The sequence below is a fragment of the Novosphingobium sp. BL-S-21 genome (assembly GCF_055521655.1).
The window spans coordinates 2,019,660-2,035,744 of the sequence record NZ_CM145495.1; the positions used below are offsets into that span (position 1 = coordinate 2,019,660).

General features: G+C 68.5%; 18 protein-coding genes. 13 read left to right on the forward strand and 5 right to left on the reverse strand.

All coding sequences use genetic code 11. From position 1 onward, the window contains the following. Positions 1-109 precede the first annotated feature (109 nt). Together ACZ1J6_RS08040 and ACZ1J6_RS08045 are read left to right on the forward strand one after the other, a co-directional pair. Positions 110-1,504 carry a DUF4139 domain-containing protein gene (locus ACZ1J6_RS08040; RefSeq protein WP_465127446.1) on the forward strand — a complete coding sequence of 465 codons (1,395 nt, stop codon included), beginning with the start codon at positions 110-112 and terminating at the stop codon, positions 1,502-1,504. Then, positions 1,504-3,084, forward strand: coding sequence for a DUF4139 domain-containing protein (locus tag ACZ1J6_RS08045; protein WP_465127267.1), 1,581 nt, complete (start codon positions 1,504-1,506; stop codon positions 3,082-3,084). Before ACZ1J6_RS08040 ends, ACZ1J6_RS08045 begins: the two co-directional genes overlap by 1 nt. 123 nt (positions 3,085-3,207) lie before the next feature. Here ACZ1J6_RS08045 and ACZ1J6_RS08050 read toward each other — a convergent pair whose 3' ends face one another. Further along, positions 3,208-3,549 carry a cupin domain-containing protein gene (locus ACZ1J6_RS08050; RefSeq protein WP_314467263.1) on the reverse strand — a complete coding sequence of 114 codons (342 nt, stop codon included), beginning with the start codon at positions 3,547-3,549 and terminating at the stop codon, positions 3,208-3,210. Between the two features lie 441 nt (positions 3,550-3,990). Here ACZ1J6_RS08050 and ACZ1J6_RS08055 point away from each other — a divergent pair, with 441 nt between their 5' ends. The 9 genes from ACZ1J6_RS08055 to ACZ1J6_RS08095 all read left to right on the forward strand — a co-directional run bounded on the left by ACZ1J6_RS08055 (position 3,991) and on the right by ACZ1J6_RS08095 (position 10,171). Continuing rightward, positions 3,991-4,227, forward strand: a complete 237-nt coding sequence (locus tag ACZ1J6_RS08055; RefSeq protein ID WP_431568880.1) for an acyl carrier protein — start codon at positions 3,991-3,993, stop codon at positions 4,225-4,227. Continuing rightward, positions 4,224-5,486 (forward strand): beta-ketoacyl-[acyl-carrier-protein] synthase family protein, encoded by a 1,263-nt coding sequence (locus ACZ1J6_RS08060; RefSeq protein ID WP_431568879.1) that lies wholly within the window; start codon positions 4,224-4,226, stop codon positions 5,484-5,486. The genes ACZ1J6_RS08055 and ACZ1J6_RS08060 overlap by 4 nt, the downstream gene beginning before the upstream one ends. Then, complete coding sequence (locus tag ACZ1J6_RS08065; protein ID WP_431568878.1) at positions 5,483-6,631, forward strand: type III polyketide synthase; 1,149 nt, start codon at positions 5,483-5,485, stop codon at positions 6,629-6,631. The genes ACZ1J6_RS08060 and ACZ1J6_RS08065 overlap by 4 nt, the downstream gene beginning before the upstream one ends. 2 nt (positions 6,632-6,633) lie before the next feature. Then, complete coding sequence (locus ACZ1J6_RS08070) at positions 6,634-7,344, forward strand: methyltransferase domain-containing protein (protein WP_431568877.1); 711 nt, start codon at positions 6,634-6,636, stop codon at positions 7,342-7,344. Then, positions 7,338-8,453, forward strand: a complete 1,116-nt coding sequence (locus ACZ1J6_RS08075) for an NAD(P)/FAD-dependent oxidoreductase (protein ID WP_465127268.1) — start codon at positions 7,338-7,340, stop codon at positions 8,451-8,453. The genes ACZ1J6_RS08070 and ACZ1J6_RS08075 overlap by 7 nt, the downstream gene beginning before the upstream one ends. Before the next feature lie 137 nt (positions 8,454-8,590). Beyond that, the gene (locus ACZ1J6_RS08080; protein WP_132267557.1) at positions 8,591-9,277 is read left to right on the forward strand and encodes an SDR family oxidoreductase; all 687 of its coding nucleotides are present in this window, start codon (positions 8,591-8,593) and stop codon (positions 9,275-9,277) included. Positions 9,278-9,293: 16 nt separating this feature from the next. Then, positions 9,294-9,734 carry a nuclear transport factor 2 family protein gene (locus tag ACZ1J6_RS08085; RefSeq protein WP_431568875.1) on the forward strand — a complete coding sequence of 147 codons (441 nt, stop codon included), beginning with the start codon at positions 9,294-9,296 and terminating at the stop codon, positions 9,732-9,734. A 31-nt stretch (positions 9,735-9,765) separates the two neighbouring features. Next, positions 9,766-9,978 carry a GFA family protein gene (locus ACZ1J6_RS08090; protein WP_465127269.1) on the forward strand — a complete coding sequence of 71 codons (213 nt, stop codon included), beginning with the start codon at positions 9,766-9,768 and terminating at the stop codon, positions 9,976-9,978. A 64-nt stretch (positions 9,979-10,042) separates the two neighbouring features. Continuing rightward, the gene (locus ACZ1J6_RS08095; RefSeq protein ID WP_465127270.1) at positions 10,043-10,171 is read left to right on the forward strand and encodes a hypothetical protein; all 129 of its coding nucleotides are present in this window, start codon (positions 10,043-10,045) and stop codon (positions 10,169-10,171) included. On the opposite strand, the gene ACZ1J6_RS08100 is transcribed toward ACZ1J6_RS08095, so the two are convergent. The 3 genes from ACZ1J6_RS08100 to ACZ1J6_RS08110 are packed head-to-tail and all read right to left on the reverse strand — an operon-like array spanning position 10,168 to position 12,505. After that, positions 10,168-10,521: an EthD domain-containing protein gene (locus ACZ1J6_RS08100; RefSeq protein WP_431568872.1), complete on the reverse strand. Its 354-nt coding sequence runs from the start codon at positions 10,519-10,521 to the stop codon at positions 10,168-10,170. The genes ACZ1J6_RS08095 and ACZ1J6_RS08100 overlap by 4 nt on opposite strands. Beyond that, positions 10,518-11,312, reverse strand: a complete 795-nt coding sequence (locus ACZ1J6_RS08105) for a sugar phosphate isomerase/epimerase family protein (RefSeq protein WP_431568871.1) — start codon at positions 11,310-11,312, stop codon at positions 10,518-10,520. Before ACZ1J6_RS08105 ends, ACZ1J6_RS08100 begins: the two co-directional genes overlap by 4 nt. Positions 11,313-11,326: 14 nt before the next feature. Then, positions 11,327-12,505, reverse strand: coding sequence for an aromatic ring-hydroxylating oxygenase subunit alpha (locus ACZ1J6_RS08110; protein ID WP_431568870.1), 1,179 nt, complete (start codon positions 12,503-12,505; stop codon positions 11,327-11,329). Between the two features lie 142 nt (positions 12,506-12,647). On the opposite strand from ACZ1J6_RS08110, the gene ACZ1J6_RS08115 reads away from it, so the two are divergent. Next, entirely contained in the window at positions 12,648-14,276 is a 1,629-nt protein-coding gene (locus ACZ1J6_RS08115; RefSeq protein WP_465127271.1) for an AMP-binding protein, read from the forward strand. A gap of 39 nt (positions 14,277-14,315) precedes the next feature. On the opposite strand, the gene ACZ1J6_RS08120 is transcribed toward ACZ1J6_RS08115, so the two are convergent. Beyond that, the gene (locus ACZ1J6_RS08120; RefSeq protein ID WP_465127272.1) at positions 14,316-15,119 is read right to left on the reverse strand and encodes an SDR family NAD(P)-dependent oxidoreductase; all 804 of its coding nucleotides are present in this window, start codon (positions 15,117-15,119) and stop codon (positions 14,316-14,318) included. 138 nt (positions 15,120-15,257) lie between these two features. Between ACZ1J6_RS08120 and ACZ1J6_RS08125 the strand changes: the two genes are divergently transcribed. Continuing rightward, positions 15,258-16,016 (forward strand): SDR family NAD(P)-dependent oxidoreductase, encoded by a 759-nt coding sequence (locus ACZ1J6_RS08125; protein WP_465127273.1) that lies wholly within the window; start codon positions 15,258-15,260, stop codon positions 16,014-16,016. Positions 16,017-16,085: the final 69 nt, after the last annotated feature.

Sequence of the window (16,085 nt, forward strand, 5' to 3'; positions counted from 1 at the left end):
GCATGAAGGAGCGGTCATGGCAGAGGGGAATTCGATGCGCACGTTTCTGGCCGGTCGTTTCGCGCGTGTGGTTCCGATAGGGGCCGTGCCGATCCTGGCCCTCTGCCTCATGCCACTGCCGCTGGCGGCGCAGGGAACGGCTCAGGCGCCTGCCCCCACGGACCCCGCCACGCCCAATGCACCCACGGCGCAGGGCGATCTCTCGGTCACGATCTACAACAACGATGTCGCCCTGGTGCAGGACGTGCGCCAGCTCAGCCTCGCCAGCGGCCGCGTGCGGCAGAACTTCCCCGATGTCAGCGCCCGCATCCGGCCCGAGACTGTCTCGCTCACCGTGGCCGATGCCGCCATCGTGGAGCAGAATTTCGACTTCGACCTGCTCACCCCGTCCAGCCTCATGGAAAAGGCGCAGGGAGAAACGATCACTCTCATCCGCACCAATCCCGCCACCGGCGCCGAAACGCGCGAAAAGGCGAAAGTCCTGGCGGTAAACGGCGGCGTGGTGCTGGACGTCGGCGGTCATGTCGAAGTGCTGCGGGACGATGGTCTGCCGGTGCGCGCCGTGTTCGACCGCGTGCCCGAATCGCTCCGTGCCCGCCCCACGCTGTCCGTCACGCTCGCCAGCACGCGGTCGGGCACGCGGCCGGCAACGCTCTCCTATCTCAGCGGCGGCCTGGGCTGGAGCGCGGACTATGTCGCCCTGTTCGACGACAAGAGCGGGAAAGTGGACGTGCAGGGCTGGGTCACCCTGACCAACACCAGCGGCACCACGTTCAACAATGCGCGCACCCTGCTGGTGGCCGGCGAAGTGGGCAATACGAACGATCGCAACAGCTACATGCCCCAGCCCCGCCGCATGACCCGCGTGCAGCCCGGCACCGAAAGTGCCGAGCGCGAGCAACTGGGCGATTTCTATCTCTATCCTTTGGCAGAGCGCACCACCATTGCCGACAAGCAGACCAAGCAGGTCAGCTTCCTTGACGCGAAGGGCGTGGCCGCCAGCGCCGGATACCGGTTCGAGAACGGCTGGCTGGGTAGCGCGAACGAGAGCCGCAGCGCCCAGAGCGTGCTGCGCTTCGCCAATTCCGGCGCCGCCGGCCTGGGAGACGCGCTGCCCGCCGGCACGGTGCGCGTCTATGTGCGCGACGCGCGCGGCCAGCCGCAGTTCACTGGCGAGAACAGCATCGATCACACCCCGCAGGGATCGACGATCTCCCTGCCCACCGGCGACGCTTTCGACGTGAAAGTGCAGCCCACCGTGGTCGCCCGCACCAAGCTGGGCGACCAGCGCTGGCGCACCCAGATGCGCTACCGCCTGACCAATGCGCGGGGCCGGCCGGCCACCGTCGAACTGGTCCAGAGCGGCCTGGACTGGACGGATACGCGCGTGACCGAGGAAAACCGCAAGAGCGAGCGCCGCGATGCAGGCTCCACGGTCTGGCAGGTGCCGGTCCCCGCCAATGGAGAGGCGGTCGTCACCGCCACGTTCGACACGCGCTACTGATGTTCCGGCGGCTCTGCCTGGCGGTCCTGCTGCCTGCGTCGCTTGCGGCGCCTGCGCTGGAAGCGCAGGATCGGGTGCAGGACAGCGCCCCGGCCCCGCGCGCCGCGCCGCAGCGCGCCCGGTCGAACATCACCGTCACCTCGCCCAGGCCCGACCGGGTTTCGCTGACCGTCTACCGCGCGCCGAACGGAGGGGGATCGCTGAACCTGCGCAACCTCGACGGGTTCGCCATGGTGACGGAAACGCGCAAGGTCCGCCTGCCGCGCGGCCGGGCGGTGCTGCGCTTCGAAGGCGTGGCGGAGGGCGTGATCCCGGTCAGCGCCGTGATCGAGGGCCTGCCCGGCGGCACGATCGAGAATAACCGCGATGCCCGCCTGCTCTCGCCCGCCTCGCTGGTGGACGGCACGCTGGGGCGACAGGTCACGCTGACGCGCACGGACAAGGCCACTGGCCGCCCGGTGAGCGAGGATGCCACCATCGTTGCAGGGCCTCAGCCCGGTGTCGTGCTCCAGACGAAGGCGGGGATCGAGACGCTGCGCTGTTCGGGACTGCCCGAACAGCTGCATTACGACGGTGTGCCGGCCGGCCTTTCGAGCAAGCCGGTGCTGAGCGTGACCACCGAAAGCCCGGCTGCGCGCACGGTCACCGTGCGCCTCAGCTACATCGCCTCGGGCTTCGACTGGCGCGCCAGCTATGTCGCGACCCAGGCCGCGGACGGTCGCTCGCTGGATCTCTTCGCCTGGCTGACGCTGGCCAACGGCAACGGACAGGCTTTCGCCGATGCCGAAGTGAACGCCGTCGCCGGGCGCCTCAACCGGGTCTACACGCCCTCCTTGCGCGCCGCGGTCTCGGCACTGCGCCTCGTCTGCTATCCCCTGGGCACCACCACTTCCGACTTGCGCCGGATCGTTCCGCAGGCCGAGGAAATCTTCGTCACGGCCATGCGCGCCGGAGCGCCGCCCCCGCCCCTCATGGCAGCACCTGCGCCGCCGCCCCCACCGCCGCCGCCTCCCCCGCCGCCACCGGAAGACTTGGGCGATCTCAAGCTCTACCGTGTGCCCGAACGCGTCACCGTCTCCCCGCGCGGGCAGAAGCAGGTGGCCCTGCTCACCCGCAGCGCCGTTCCTTTCGAGCGACGCTACCGGCGCGCGGTCTATCCGGGGCAGAGGCTGGACAATGCGCCGAGCACCGTGGTCCTGGTGCTGCGCAACAAGAGTGAAGCGGGGCTGGGCCTTGCGCTTCCCGCCGGCAGCACCGCCCTCTATGCGCAGGCGCCCGGAACCGGCACGCAGCTCCTCGGCCTGGGTTCACTCACTGACCGCGCCGAAGGCGAGACCTTCCGCCTTTCAGCCAAAACCAGCACGCAAGTGCTGGTGTCGCAGCGCCAAACCTCGCCAAAGGGCGCCGTGCTCAGCCTGACCAACGCCAATCCCTTTCCCGTCGCGGTCGATGTGCCGATCGGTTCCGCCGGGCAGGACATTACCGCAGAAGGACAGAGTCTTGAACGGATCGACGGCGTGGCGACCTGGTCGCTCACCCTGCCGCCACGCGGCACCGCCGAATTGCGCTACGGTTTCTGAACCCGCTTAAGGTTGTCGTCGTCCGGCACCGTTGGCGAACTTGAGGCGAAAACAGGCGCCCCGCCGAGGGAGAACCCGTTTCCGGCCGTGGTCCCGAACCAGGCCCGTGCAGACCGCTCTCTCCTACCCGGCAGCGGGCGGCTCGGTCTCGCCCAAGTGGATGGCCAGCCAGATCGTCGGATCGGCGGTATAGGTGACGCGGTGCGCCGTGCCTGCCGGGATCAACAGCGCCTCGCCCATGCCCAGCCTGCACGGCCCCGTGCCGTCCAGATCCAGTTCCGCCGCGCCGGAGAGAACCAGGACCCATTCGTCCCAGTCCTGCACATAGGGCTGGTCGGCCGGGGTGACGTGGCCATGGGATTCGATCCGCTCGATGCGGACACCCGGCCGGCGCAGCAGATCGTCGAAGCGCTCCCCCTCATCCGCGCCGGACAGGATCGGCAGGAGTTTCAGCACGTCCGTCATCGTCTTTCCCCAACCTGATCGCCCAACTGTCCGCCCTGCTTGTCTGCCCTGCCATCTGCGGGGCCTAGATCACCTTCGCCGCGCCGACAATCCTGCCGCCGCCGGAGCATGCCGGATCGGGCCGCCCGACCATTCCGCATGACCCTGTCTTCACGGGCGCAATTCCATGTACGCGGCTGATTGTGCGTGATACCGTCTCCTCCGGCCCGACATTTCGGCCATGGTGGAGGATCGTCATGAAGGCATTGCTCGCCCTGGTTTCGATCGCGTCCCTTGCGGCCCCGGCAGGCCCGCCAGCGACGAACTGGCCCGCCGCCGCCCGTCTCACCGATGCGCAGGGCACCGCATGAGCGGCCCGCAGGCAAAGACGGCCCGGCATCGGCAAGACAGGCCGGATAACGGTTCACCGAAACCCAAAACATGGAAGGGGAAAGCAGCGGCATGACGGTTTCCAAGGAAGCGATCCTGGGTGTCATTGCGGAAGAGTCCGGGCTCGATCCCGCTGCCTTGCGGCCTGACGCCACGTTCGAACAGCTCGACATAGGCTCGCTCGACGTCGCCAGCACGCTCTTCATCATCGAGGACAAGTTCGGCGTGGAAGTCGATCCCGACAAGCTCGATCCCAGTTCCACCATCGCCGATTTCGTGGACCTCGTGATGCGACTGGCCCCTTCGTGAGCCGCAAGGTCGTCCTGACCGGCTTCGGCTGCGTCAGCGGCCTGGGCATCGGCCTGGCGCAGACCTGGCGCAAGCTGGCCGCAGGCGAAGGGGCGATCCGGCCCTGGCGGCGCGAGGCGCCCGAAGGCCATCCCGCCTGGCGGATCGACGGCCCCGCCGCCCGTGTCGACGCCGAGGCCTGCCGCATGGCCCTGGAACAGGCGGTGGGCGACAAGGACGACCTCCGGCCGCTGGGGCAGCTCGATCCCCTGTCGCTCCACGCGCTGACAGCCGGGCTGGAGGCGGTAGAGGCCGCCGGGCTGCGCGGCCATCCCTCGCTGGCGCGGCGCACGGCCATCCTGATCGGCTGCGGCAGCGGCGGCAATGCCACCATGGACCAGGCCTACGAACGCCTCTACGGCCGCGACCTGGCGAAAGTTCATCCGCAGACGATCCCCGCTTCGATGATCTCGGCCCCCGCCAGCCACCTGGCCATGGTGCTGGGCGTTCACGGGCCGACGTTCGTGATCGCCAGCGCCTGCGCCTCTTCCGCCCATGCCCTGGGAGAGGCGATGCACATGATCCGTTCCGGCCGCGCGGACGTGGCCATCGCCGGGGGCAGCGAGGCCTGCCTCACGCTCGGCTCGTGGACGGCGTGGAGCGCGGTGGGAGTGATGGCGGACGATACCTGCCGGCCCTTCTCGAAAGACCGCAAGGGCATGGTGCTGGGCGAAGGCGCAGCCGTGGTGGTGCTGGAAAGCGAAGACCATGCCCGGGCGCGGGGCGCGAATATCCTGGGCGAACTGGCAGGCTACGGCACCAGCAGCGACGCCGCCGACATGACCGCGCCGGACCGCGAAGGCATAGAAACCGCGATCCGCGCCGCGCACGAGGACGCCGGGATCGCTCCGGAAGTGCCCGCGCTGATCTCCACGCACGGAACCGGCACGCGGCTGAACGACCCCGTGGAAGCCGCGGCGATCCGGGCGATCTACGGCCGCTTCCTGGAAGCAAGCACGGTGATCGCCACCAAGTCCGCCCACGGCCACCTGATCGGCGCGACGGCGGCCATGGAATTCGTCATCGGCATGGAGGCCCTCGCACGCGGGGCTGCGCCGCCGGTGCTCAACCATCTCGGCGCCGCCCCGGATTGCGATCTGCCGCTGGCCCTTGCCGAAGCCTCGCCCGGCGCCGTACCGATAGACCACCGGGTGCTGGTCTCGAACAGCTTCGCCTTCGGCGGCCTCAACGCCGTGCTGATCGGCCGGCTCCCGTCATGACCGCAACCGCCCATATCAACGCCATCGGCACCGCCGTTCCGCCTCACCAGGTCCACGACGCCTTCGTCGCCTTCGTGCGCTCGGCCCTTCGGGAGCCGGCGCATTTGCGCCTGTTCGACCGCATGGTGTCGCGCTCGGGGATCGACCGGCGATTCTCGTTCATCGAGCCGGAAGTGCTGCCCGACGGGCAGCTCACCGACCGCGAACGTTTCTACGGCCTTGGCGACTGGCCCTCTACGGCCGAGCGCATGGCCCGCTACGAACGAGACGCCCCGGCGCTGGCGCTCCAGGCGGTGCGGGCGCTCAGCCCCGACATCGCCGCCGAGGGGATCACGCATCTCGTCATGGCATCCTGCACCGGCTTCGTCGCGCCGGGGCTGGACCAGTTGCTGGTGGCGCAGACCGGCATCGATCCCGCCGTCGAACGCACCGTGGTCGGATTCATGGGGTGCTATGCCGCGGTGAACGCCCTGCGGCTGGCGCATCATATCGTGCGCTCCGAACCGGAAGCCCGGGTGCTGGTGGTGAACCTGGAGCTGTGCACGATCCATTTCCAGCGCACGCAGGACCTCGAAAAGCTGCTGTCCATGCTGCTGTTCGGAGACGGCGCGGCTGCGGCGCTGGTCACCGCCGAACCCAGGGGCGTGGCGCTCACCGATTTCCGTTCCGCCGCGATAGCCGGCTCGGCCGAGGCGATCACCTGGCGCATCGGCGACCAGGGCTTCGACATGCACCTCGATGGGCGCGTGCCCAGTTTCATCGCCAATGCCCTTCGCGCCGAGCGCAGCCGCAACGACGATCAGGGAATCTTCCGGGATCTGGCGCCGGAAGACTACGACCTCTGGGCGGTCCATGCCGGTGGCCGCACGATCCTGGACGCGGTGGAACGCGCGCTGGAGTTGCCCCCCGCAGCGCTCGGCCCCTCGCGCGACGTGCTGCGGCGCTATGGCAACATGTCCTCGGCCACACTGATGTTCGTGCTGGCAGCGATGATCGAGAGCCATGCGGGCGCGGCGCCGCAGGACGATGAGGGCGACTTCGGCAAAGCAAAGGCCAAAGGCAACGGCAATGGCAAGGGCATCGCCATGGCCTTCGGCCCCGGACTCGCGGCCGAGAGCTTCCGGTTCAGAATGGTCCCCCGCTAGCCATGCGCGGCCTTCGCCATCGCTCCCACGAGGCGGAATGGATGGATGGCGAAGCCGTGACCGCGCAGGAATTCGCCGCCTGCATCGAGGACCTGGCCCAGGTCAACACCGTCACCCTGGCGCGCCCGCCGACCCTGACCTTCCTGGACCGTGCTTTCGCCGCCACGCCGCCCGCCCGCACGCTGACCGTGGTGGATGTGGGCTACGGCGCGGGCGACATGCTGCGCGCGCTGGCGCGGCACGGGCGGAAACGGGGGCGTTCGCTGCGGCTGATCGGCTTCGACATCAACCCCCGCAGCGAACCCGTGGCCCGCCGCCTGACGCAGCCCGATCTTGCCATCGACTTCCGCACCGGAGACGCTTTCGCCATGGCGGCGGACGAGCCGGTGGATCTGGTGGTGAGTTCGCTCGTCACGCACCACATGGACGACGCCGGGATCGTGGCATTCCTGCAATGGATGGAGCGCAAGGCCGCGCTCGGCTGGTTCGTCAACGACCTGCACCGGCACTGGTTCGCCTATCACGGCTTCTCGCTGCTGGCGGGGGCGGTGCGCTGGCATCCTTTCGTCCGCCACGACGGGCCGCTCTCCATCGCCCGCGCCTTTCGCCGCGAGGACTGGGCCCTGCTGCTGGCCGCAGCGGGGCTGGAGGATCGCGCCCAGGTCCATTGGCGCTTCCCGTTCCGCTACTGCGTGGAGCGGCGGAAATGGTAGGCCCGGACGATCCGGCCGGATCGGAGGTCGCCGTGCTGGGCGGCGGCCCCGCGGGTGCCTCGGCCGCCTTGCGGCTGGCGCGGGCGGGGGCGGGCGTCCAGCTGTTCGAGCGCCAGGCCGGGCCGCACCACAAGGTCTGCGGCGAATTCCTGTCGGTGGAAGCCCAGCGTGACTTGCGCGACATGGCCTTCGAGCCGCTTCGGCTGGGCGCCGTGGCGATCGACCGGGTGCGGCTGGTCAACGGGCGCAGCAGCGCGGAATCGCGCCTGCCCTTCACCGGGCTCGGGGTGAGCCGGCGGCTCCTCGACGAGGCCCTGCTGGAAGCCGCGGAAGCGGCCGGGGCCGAAGTGCGGCGCGGGGTGAAAGTGATCGGCCTGGACGCGGCGGGCATGGACACCAGCGCGGGCCGGTTCGATGCGCCGGCGCGGTTCCTCGCCACCGGCAAGCACGATATTCGCGGTGCCGGAAGGGAGCCCGCTGGTGGCGGCAGCTCCGGCTACGTGGGTTTCAAGATGCACTGGCGCATCACGCCCGAGCAGGACGCCGCGCTGGGCAATGCCGTGGAACTAGTGTTCGTTGAGGGCGGCTATCTGGGGCTGCAGCGCGTGGCCGCGCGGGTGATGAATTTCTGCGTGCTGGTCCGCAAGGACCGCTTCGGCGGTTCCTGGAGCGCGCTGCTGGCCGAACTCGGGCGCGACGAGCATGTCGCGCGGCGGCTCGACGGCGCCAGCGAACTGTTCGAGCGGCCCTGCTCGATCGCCGGCCTGCCTTACGGCTATGTCCACCGCCCATCGGAAGATCGCGACGGCCTGTTCCGGCTGGGCGACCAGGCCGTGCTCACCGCGCCGCTCACCGGGGACGGCATGGCCATCGCCTTGCGCAGCGCGGCCCTGGCGGTGGAGGCATGGCTCGCCGGGCTTTCTTCCGCCGACTATACCCGCCGCCTGCGCCGCGAAGTGGCGCCGCAAGTCCGCAAGGCCATGGCGCTCCACCGGGTGACGGGCCTGCCGATCGCGGCGCGGCTGGCCTCGGGCCTGCTCGGGCTATGGCCGCCCCTGCTCGGCCGTCTCGCCGCGGCGACCCGGCTGCGGGAGAGCGCCTCGCGTTGAGGCGCTCGGTTGAACCACCACAGCGCCCTGATCGAATGGAGAGGTCAGCCCGCCGCCGCCCTTTGATAGGCTTGCGCGCAAGAGGATGATAACGGCTGGTGGGCGCTGGAAAAATCGCCCTGTGAAAGGATCTGTCGATGGCGAACGTGGCAATCACCGGGGCGGGGCGCGGCATCGCGCTGGAACTCGTCAAACTGCACCTGGCGAAGGGCGACCGTGTCTTCGCCCTGCTGCGCGATCCCGATGGTGCGGACGCACTTCGCGGCGTTGCCGCAGGCTCGGGCGGGAAAGTGACGCTTCACGCCATGGACGTGGCCGACGATGCCTCGGTAAAGGCAGGCGCGGCCGATACCGGCGATGCCGCGATCGATGTGCTCTACAATGTCGCGGGCGTTTCCGGCAGCACCGATTCCGAGCTGGAGAGCGCCGATTTTGCTGACTGGCTGGATGTGTTCAACGTCAACGTCAATGGCCCGATGCGGGTGTTCCAGGCCTTCCTGCCGCGCCTCGGATCCGGCGCGAAAGTGGTGAGCTTCGGCAGCCAGGTCGGCGCCTCGACCTGGCCCTACCCGGGCTACGAGGCCTATTCCGCCTCCAAGGCCGCCCTGCACCGGCTGATGGTTTCGGTGGCCCTGGGCACCAAAGACCGCGGCATCATCGCGATCAGCGTGCACCCCGGCTGGGTCCAGACCGACATGGGCGGCCCCGCCGCCGAACTCACCCCGCTGGAAAGCGCGCAGGGCATCGCCGCTCTGGCGCAGCGGCTGACCCCGGAAATGTCCGGCGGGTTCTACAAGTGGAACGGCGAAACCCACGCCTGGTAACCGGGAGAACCCTGCAATGGCCTTTACCGGACCGCTGGAAGACCGCATCCTGATCCGCGAACTGCTGGACACATATGCCCACGGCGTGATGACGCGCGATGCCGAAACCTGGGGCGGAACCTGGGCGGAGGATGCCTATTGGGCGCTTCCCGAGTTCCCGGACCTCGGCGGCTATTCGGGCAAGGCGGCCATTGTCGCGGCCTGGGTGGAATCGATGAAACGCTATGGGCTGGGCGGCGGCGAGCGAGCGATGATCTATGTCGCCCACCCCGGCGAGATTCGCGTCGCGGGCGATGCCGCGACCGCGATCTCCTATACCTCGGAAATCTTCGAAGACCCCGCTTCCGGCAAGACCCTGCGCCTTCGCGGCCGCTATGCCGACAAATTGGCGCGGATCGAGGGATCCTGGCGCTTCACGCGCCGCGAATATACCACGATGGACGCGCGGGAGGATTGAAACGGCGGCTGAACGGCAGATACCTTCCGACATGCGAATCCTTCAGGGCTCCTGCCTCTGCGGCGCTTGCACGTACGAGGTGGAGGACGACTTCGAATATGCGCTGATCTGCCACTGCTCGCAGTGCCGCCGGGCGACGGGAGCAGGGTCCAAGCCTTTCGCCGGAATTCGGGCAGAGCGGCTGCGCGCCCGAGCGGCTTCTGCGCTATGGCGAGAGTGGCGAGGGCGAACGGGGCAGCCATGACGGCCACTGCGCGCGCTGCGGATCGCTGCTGTTCTCCCTCGTTCGCGAACAGCGATATGTCCATGTGACGCTGGGCACTTTGCTGGACAGCCCGACCATCCGGCCCAGCGCGCATATCTTCGCCGGTTCCAAGGCCGACTGGGACCCGATCTGCGACGGCCTGCCGATGTTCGACGCATTGCCTCCCGACTAGGGATCGAGGGCGGACACCGACTCGCTTACGCTGAAAGCCCGGATCCGCTCGCGGTCGAACAGGCGCGCCTCGTCCTCGGCGATCATCGCCTGGGTCTCGGACTCGGCCAGGGCGGCGAAGCAGGCATCGCGCGCAGCTTCGTCGGAAAAGTCGATCTCCATCACCACGTCGGCATCGCAAGGCTGGTCCACGCCGTCGAGCGGGGCGAGGTAGCGGCGCACGTAGCGCGTGGCATGGCCGGCCAGCACGCGTTCGCCGATGCGGCGGTGGTGGCTTTCGTAATAGGCGCGGAATTGCTCCCGGCTCATGCCCTCGCGGCGCTTGAGCAGGGTGATGACGGTGACGGTCATGCCAGCCTGTCCAACCAGCCGCGCGTGGCATCGAGCACGGCCTTGGCGCGCAAGGTCGGATGGCTGAACGCCTCGCGCAGCGCAGCCGAGCGCAGTTCGATGGAGAGCGGCACGTCCGCCGGCAGCGCTTCCAGCAGCGCCGCCAGGGGCAGAGCGCCCTCCCCGCATTGCTCGCGAAAGTCCACGGCATCGGCGATCACGGCGGCAAAATCGGCGGGATCGGGCCGCGTCGCCCGCGCGTCGCAGAACTGGGCATAAGGCAGCAGCGCCGGATCGATCGCGGCCACTTCGGCCGCCGTCGTGCCCGAGCGGTCGACATGGATGGGATCGACCAGCACCGCCGCCAGCGGATGATCCACGCGCCCGATCACCGCGAGCGCCTGCTTCAGGTTCCGGACCTCGGTAAAGATGCCGAACTCCAGCGCCACGCGCATCCCGGAACCCTCGGCATGGCGGCACAGTGCTGACAGCTTCGCCGCCGCGGCGCCGTGGTCGGGATCGGAGGAAACGCAGAGCACGTTCCCAGCGCCGAGCTCCGCGCCCACATCGATCACGCGGCGATGATCGTCCAGCGCGGAGTCCGGCTTGATCCACACCACTTCCACGTCGAGCACCGGCATCCCGGTGCGCGCCAGCGCCGCGCGGGCCTCGCGGGTGTGCTGTGCGCTCCATGTCTCGGGGTCTATCCAGAGACCGACGGCGTCGAAACCCGTCGCCGCACCGGCCTCCACCACGTCGACCGCGCCGAATTCGGGCAGCACGCCCGAGGCGAGCGAGAGCTTGCGCGCCATCTGTCCCGCCCGCCCTACATCTGCGGTTCGGGAAGGGAGGCGTCATCCTGGAGGTACCAGTTCAGCCATTCGTGGAAGTACTGGTTGCCTCTTTCATTGCGGCCGAAAGTCAGGTCGTCGTGTGCGCCGGATTCCAGGCCTTTCTGGATCTCTAGCCCGATCACGTAGTCTTCCTGATAGGTCACATCGCGGAAGAAGTTCATGGCCGCTTCCACGCCCTCGCGGTCGGCCTCGTCGCGGATGGGATCGCGGCGCAGGTAGTTCAGCACCGTGCGGTTGCGGTCCGGCGTCGACCCCGGGAAGAGCTGGGCGACCTGGGTGATCTCCGGCGCGATGAAGATCGAGACATTGGGGAAGAAGATGCGCACGAAATCGTAGCCATAGTTCTCCTTGTTACCCCATTCCGCGCGCGGCACGTCCTTCAGCTGCTCGGCGATCGAGTGCTGGGGAAAACCGATGCGGATGTTCGGCCCGAAGCCCTCGTAATGCGTGCAGTTGGACGGCGTGCGCGGGAAGATCGTTTCGGGATGGAGCGACTGGAAGTGATAGCCTTCCAGATAGCCGTCGAAAGCGATCTTCCAGTTCGCCCCCTCGATGGTGCGGTTGCCCAGATAGGTCCAGTCCGCGAAGTCCAGCGCGTCGAAATCCTCCAGGAAGCCCCGGAAATGGTTGTCGAGGTCCATCGGCGCATTGGGCGTGAGGCAGACGAAGATCATGCCGCTGCGCTCCTCGCAGGGAAGCTGGCGCAGGCCCATTTCGGCCTTGTCGACCTGGCCGAACGTGCTCGCCTCGGAAATGCCGAGCAGGCGGCCGTCCGCCCCGTAAGTCCAGGCGTGGTACTTGCAGGTGAAGCGCGCGCAGTTGCCGTGTCCGTCGGCGGCCACGGGCGCACCGCGATGCGAACAGACGTTGAGGAAGGCGCGCACCTGCCCCTGCTTGTCGCGGGTGATCAGCACCGGCAGGCCAACGGCCTCCATCGCCTTGTAATCGCCGGGCCTGGGCATTTCCGCCGTGAAGGCCAGCATCAGCGGCACGCGCTTGAACACCAGCTCCATCTCGGCGTTGAACTGGTCCCTGTCGGTATAGCTGGCGGTGGGGACCTTGAACGTCCGGTCCGTCTGGAAGGTCTTCCTGTTCTCGACATAGTCGAGCATGATTTCGGCGACATCGCCAATCTGCTTCACGCGGTCCACTCGGTCCTCTCCCGCATCGTTATCGGCTGCGATCCTGTGCGCCGCCGCGAGTGGCGGCAAGCTGCGCAAGGTGATAGGTCGAACAGAAAGCTTGGTACTTTGGCCAGTTGGCCGCGACCACCGGCAAGGGCAGTCATCGGCGATGATGGAGAGGAACGACAGCCCCTGGGCGTGGCCCGAAACGCCGCCGCAGCACCTTGCCGCCTATGCCGGTACCGGCGTCTGGGACGAACGCACGATCGCGCAGCAGGCCGCCGCGCTGGCCGAGGCGGACCCAGACTTCGTGGCCCTGGTCGACGGCGATGTTTCCGTCACCCGCGCGCAGGCGCTGGCCGATGCCGAGGCTCTTTCGGCCGCGCTCCATGCGCGCGGATTGCGGCCGGGCGACGTGCTGGCCTTCCAGGTGCCGAACTGGCGCGAGGCAATGGTCATCAACCTGGCCGCCGCGATGTCGGGCCTGGTCGTCAACCCGATCGTGCCGATCTACCGCGACCATGAAGTCACGCAGATGCTGGCCGACTGCCGCGCCGCCGCGCTGTTCGTGCCGGCCGCCTTCCGCAAGTTCGACTATGCCGCCATGGCCGCGCGCATCGCCGCCGATCTGCCGGACTTGCGCCATGTCTTCACGGTGCGCGACAGCGGCGGAAACGACTATGCCGCGCTGGTCGCGGAAGGGCGCGGCGCTCGCTTCGACCGGCCCGCCGTCGATCCGCTGGGCGTGAAGATGGTTCTCTACACCTCGGGCACCACCGGCAGGCCCAAGGGCGTGCTGCATAGCCATGTGTCCATCGCCCGCATCCTGCGGACAAGCGCCACGCACTGGGGCTTCGCGTCCGGCGAGGCGGCGCTGATGCCCTCGCCCGTCACACATGTCTCCGGCTATGCCAACGGACTGGAAGCGCCTTTCGTCTGCGGCACGCGCACGGTGCTGATGGAAAGCTGGAACGCCGGCGAGGCGCTGGCACTGATCGACCGGCACCGGCTGGTCGGCACGGTGGCGGCGACCCCGTTCCTGGTCGAATTGGCGGCGGCGGCACGCGAATCGGGCAATCCGCTTCCCTCGTTCCGCTTCTTCGCTTGCGGCGGCGCGGCGGTTCCGGCCGACCTCATCCCCGCTGCCAACGCCGCCTTCGCGCAGTGCCGCGCCTTCCGCGTCTTCGGTGCCTCGGAAGTGCCGCTGGTGACGTTCGGCTGGCCGCGCGACGAGCACCTGGCCGCCATTACCGACGGCAAAGTGGTCGATTACGAGGTCCGCATCGTCGATGACGAGGACCACGCCCTGCCCGATGGCCAGGAGGGCGAAATCCTTGCGCGCGGGCCCGGCATGTTGCTGGGCTATGCCGACGCCGGCCAGACGCGCGAGGCGATCACCGCGGACGGCTTCTTCCGCACCGGCGACCTCGGCGTGCGCACGGCCGAGGGGGCAATCACGGTGACCGGCCGCAAGAAGGACCTGATCATCCGCGGCGGCGAGAATATCTCCGCCAAGGAGATCGAGGACGTGCTCCACGCCCATCCGCTTGTGCGCGAGGCGGCCGTCGTCGCCATGCCGCATGCGCGGCTGGGTGAAGGCGTCTGCGCTTACGTGATCGCGGCGGAGGGCCTGATTTCAGCCGAGGATCTGGCCGCCCATGTCGCGGGGAGCGGCCTGGCGCGGCAGAAGATCCCGGAGCGCTTCGAATTCCGCGAGGATTTCCCGCGCACTGCCTCCGGCAAAGTGCGCAAGGACCTGCTGCGTGAGGATGTGCGGGCGAAGATGTGCGTGCGGTGACGCCGCCCGGGACCTGATCCGGGCGGAACCGCCCCCGGTCTATCCTTCCATGGCTGCCGCCACGGCCGCGTCGATCTCGCTCTTCATCGGATTGCGCCGCAAGGTCAGGCCGCCGTTCACCTGCAGATTCTCGCCGGTCATGAAGCACTCGTCGCTGGCGAGCCAGACGGCGGCGGCGGCGATGTCGTCGGACGTGCCGATGCGGCCGAGCGGATAGCCGGCGAGGAACGCGTCGAACAGGCCGGGCACCTGCTTGGCATCGGCGGTCATCGGCGTATCGGTCAGACCCGGCGAGATCGAGTTTGCCCGCACGCCCTCGCGCCCGAACTCGTTGGCGACGCAGCGGATCACATGGTCGGTCCCCGCCTTGGTGCCCATGTAGGCGGCGTGGTCGTCCAGCATGATCGTTGCCGTGGCGGAACTGATCTGGATGATCGAGCCGCCCTCGCCGCCCCGGCTGCGCGCCATGCGCCGCAGGATCGCCTGGAAGAAATGGAACGGCCCGACGTACTGGAGCATGGTCATCGCCATCACGTCCTCGTGCGTGGTGTCCAGGAACGGCTTCAGCAGCCCCCAGCCCGTGGCGTTGAGGGCAATGTCGATGCCGCCCAGCTTCGCGGCGGCGGTCTCGGCCAGCCCCTCCACGCTCTGCGCGTCGGTGAGGTCGCACGCGGCCCATTCGCAGTGGTTGCGCGCAGAGAACTCGGCCAGAACCGCTTCCTTGCGGCCCGAAACGAGCACGCGCGCGCCCTCCGCGATGAAGCGCCGGGCGATGTGCTGGCCCATGTTGTCCGGGCTGCTGGCGCCCAGAATCACGGCGCGCTTGCCTTGCAGTCGTCCCATCGTTCTCTCCCGGTTGTTCCATGGGGCTAGCACGGCGGGCGGCGCGCCGTTCCTGACCAAAATAGGAGTGGCCCCCGCCCCTTCGAGAGGCGACAACCGGCGCACAGAACAACGCGCGAAGGCAGAGGACAGGCAGCCATGGATCTTGGACTGAAGGGCAAGAAAGTCATTCTCACCGGCGGCAGCCGCGGCATCGGCCGTGCGGCGCTGGAAGTCTTCGCGGAGGAGGGCTGCGACATCGCATTCTTCTCGCGCAATGCCGAACAAGTGGCGGAAACCGTCGAGTCGCTCGCCCGCCACGGCGGCATCGTGGTCGGTGAGGCGCTCGACATGCTGAACCACGACGCTTACGTCGAATGGCTGAAATCCGCCGCTGAAAAGCTCGGCGGCTGCGACGTGTTCGTGCCCGGCGCCAGCGCCTCCGGCTCCGGCGCGACCGGAGACTGGGAAGCCTGCTTCGCCGCCGACATCAAGGGCACCGTGCTCGGCTGCGAGACCTTGCAGCCCTGGCTGGAGAAATCGGGCGCCGGCGCCATCGTCATCATGGCCTCCACCGCCGGGACCGAGACGTTCATCGTGCCCCAGGCCTTCAACGCGATGAAGGCGGCGCTGATCGCCTATTCCGGTCAGCTCAGCCAGATGGTCGGCCCGATGGGCATTCGCGTGAACTGCGTCTCGCCCGGCCCGATCAAGTTCCCCGGCGGCAACTGGGAAGCCATCGGCCAGGCCATGCCCGAGCTTTACCAGGCCACCGAAGCCGCTTTCGCACTGGGCCGCTGGGGGGGGCCGGAGGAAGTGGCGCGCACCATCGTCTTCCTCGCCAGCGCAGCCTCGTCCTACACCACCGGCACCAATGTCGTGGTCGATGGCGGCTATACCAAGCGCGTGCAGTTCTAGGCGTTACCCTCCAAGCACGGAGCTGACGGCGGACCGCAAGGTCCGCCGTCTTTTTTCGCGGTGGCGCGC

Coding starts and splice junctions, on each gene's coding strand:
- ACZ1J6_RS08125 (WP_465127273.1), top strand. CDS start 15,258: ATGGATCTTGGACTGAAGGGCAAGAAAGTCATTCTCACCGGCGGCAGC.
- ACZ1J6_RS08070 (WP_431568877.1), top strand. CDS start 6,634: ATGCGCGGCCTTCGCCATCGCTCCCACGAGGCGGAATGGATGGATGGC.
- ACZ1J6_RS08075 (WP_465127268.1), top strand. CDS start 7,338: ATGGTAGGCCCGGACGATCCGGCCGGATCGGAGGTCGCCGTGCTGGGC.
- ACZ1J6_RS08040 (WP_465127446.1), top strand. CDS start 110: ATGCCACTGCCGCTGGCGGCGCAGGGAACGGCTCAGGCGCCTGCCCCC.
- ACZ1J6_RS08055 (WP_431568880.1), top strand. CDS start 3,991: ATGACGGTTTCCAAGGAAGCGATCCTGGGTGTCATTGCGGAAGAGTCC.
- ACZ1J6_RS08050 (WP_314467263.1), bottom strand. CDS start 3,549: ATGACGGACGTGCTGAAACTCCTGCCGATCCTGTCCGGCGCGGATGAG.
- ACZ1J6_RS08100 (WP_431568872.1), bottom strand. CDS start 10,521: ATGACCGTCACCGTCATCACCCTGCTCAAGCGCCGCGAGGGCATGAGC.
- ACZ1J6_RS08065 (WP_431568878.1), top strand. CDS start 5,483: ATGACCGCAACCGCCCATATCAACGCCATCGGCACCGCCGTTCCGCCT.
- ACZ1J6_RS08115 (WP_465127271.1), top strand. CDS start 12,648: ATGATGGAGAGGAACGACAGCCCCTGGGCGTGGCCCGAAACGCCGCCG.
- ACZ1J6_RS08105 (WP_431568871.1), bottom strand. CDS start 11,312: ATGGCGCGCAAGCTCTCGCTCGCCTCGGGCGTGCTGCCCGAATTCGGC.
- ACZ1J6_RS08045 (WP_465127267.1), top strand. CDS start 1,504: ATGTTCCGGCGGCTCTGCCTGGCGGTCCTGCTGCCTGCGTCGCTTGCG.
- ACZ1J6_RS08090 (WP_465127269.1), top strand. CDS start 9,766: ATGCGAATCCTTCAGGGCTCCTGCCTCTGCGGCGCTTGCACGTACGAG.
- ACZ1J6_RS08120 (WP_465127272.1), bottom strand. CDS start 15,119: ATGGGACGACTGCAAGGCAAGCGCGCCGTGATTCTGGGCGCCAGCAGC.
- ACZ1J6_RS08085 (WP_431568875.1), top strand. CDS start 9,294: ATGGCCTTTACCGGACCGCTGGAAGACCGCATCCTGATCCGCGAACTG.
- ACZ1J6_RS08080 (WP_132267557.1), top strand. CDS start 8,591: ATGGCGAACGTGGCAATCACCGGGGCGGGGCGCGGCATCGCGCTGGAA.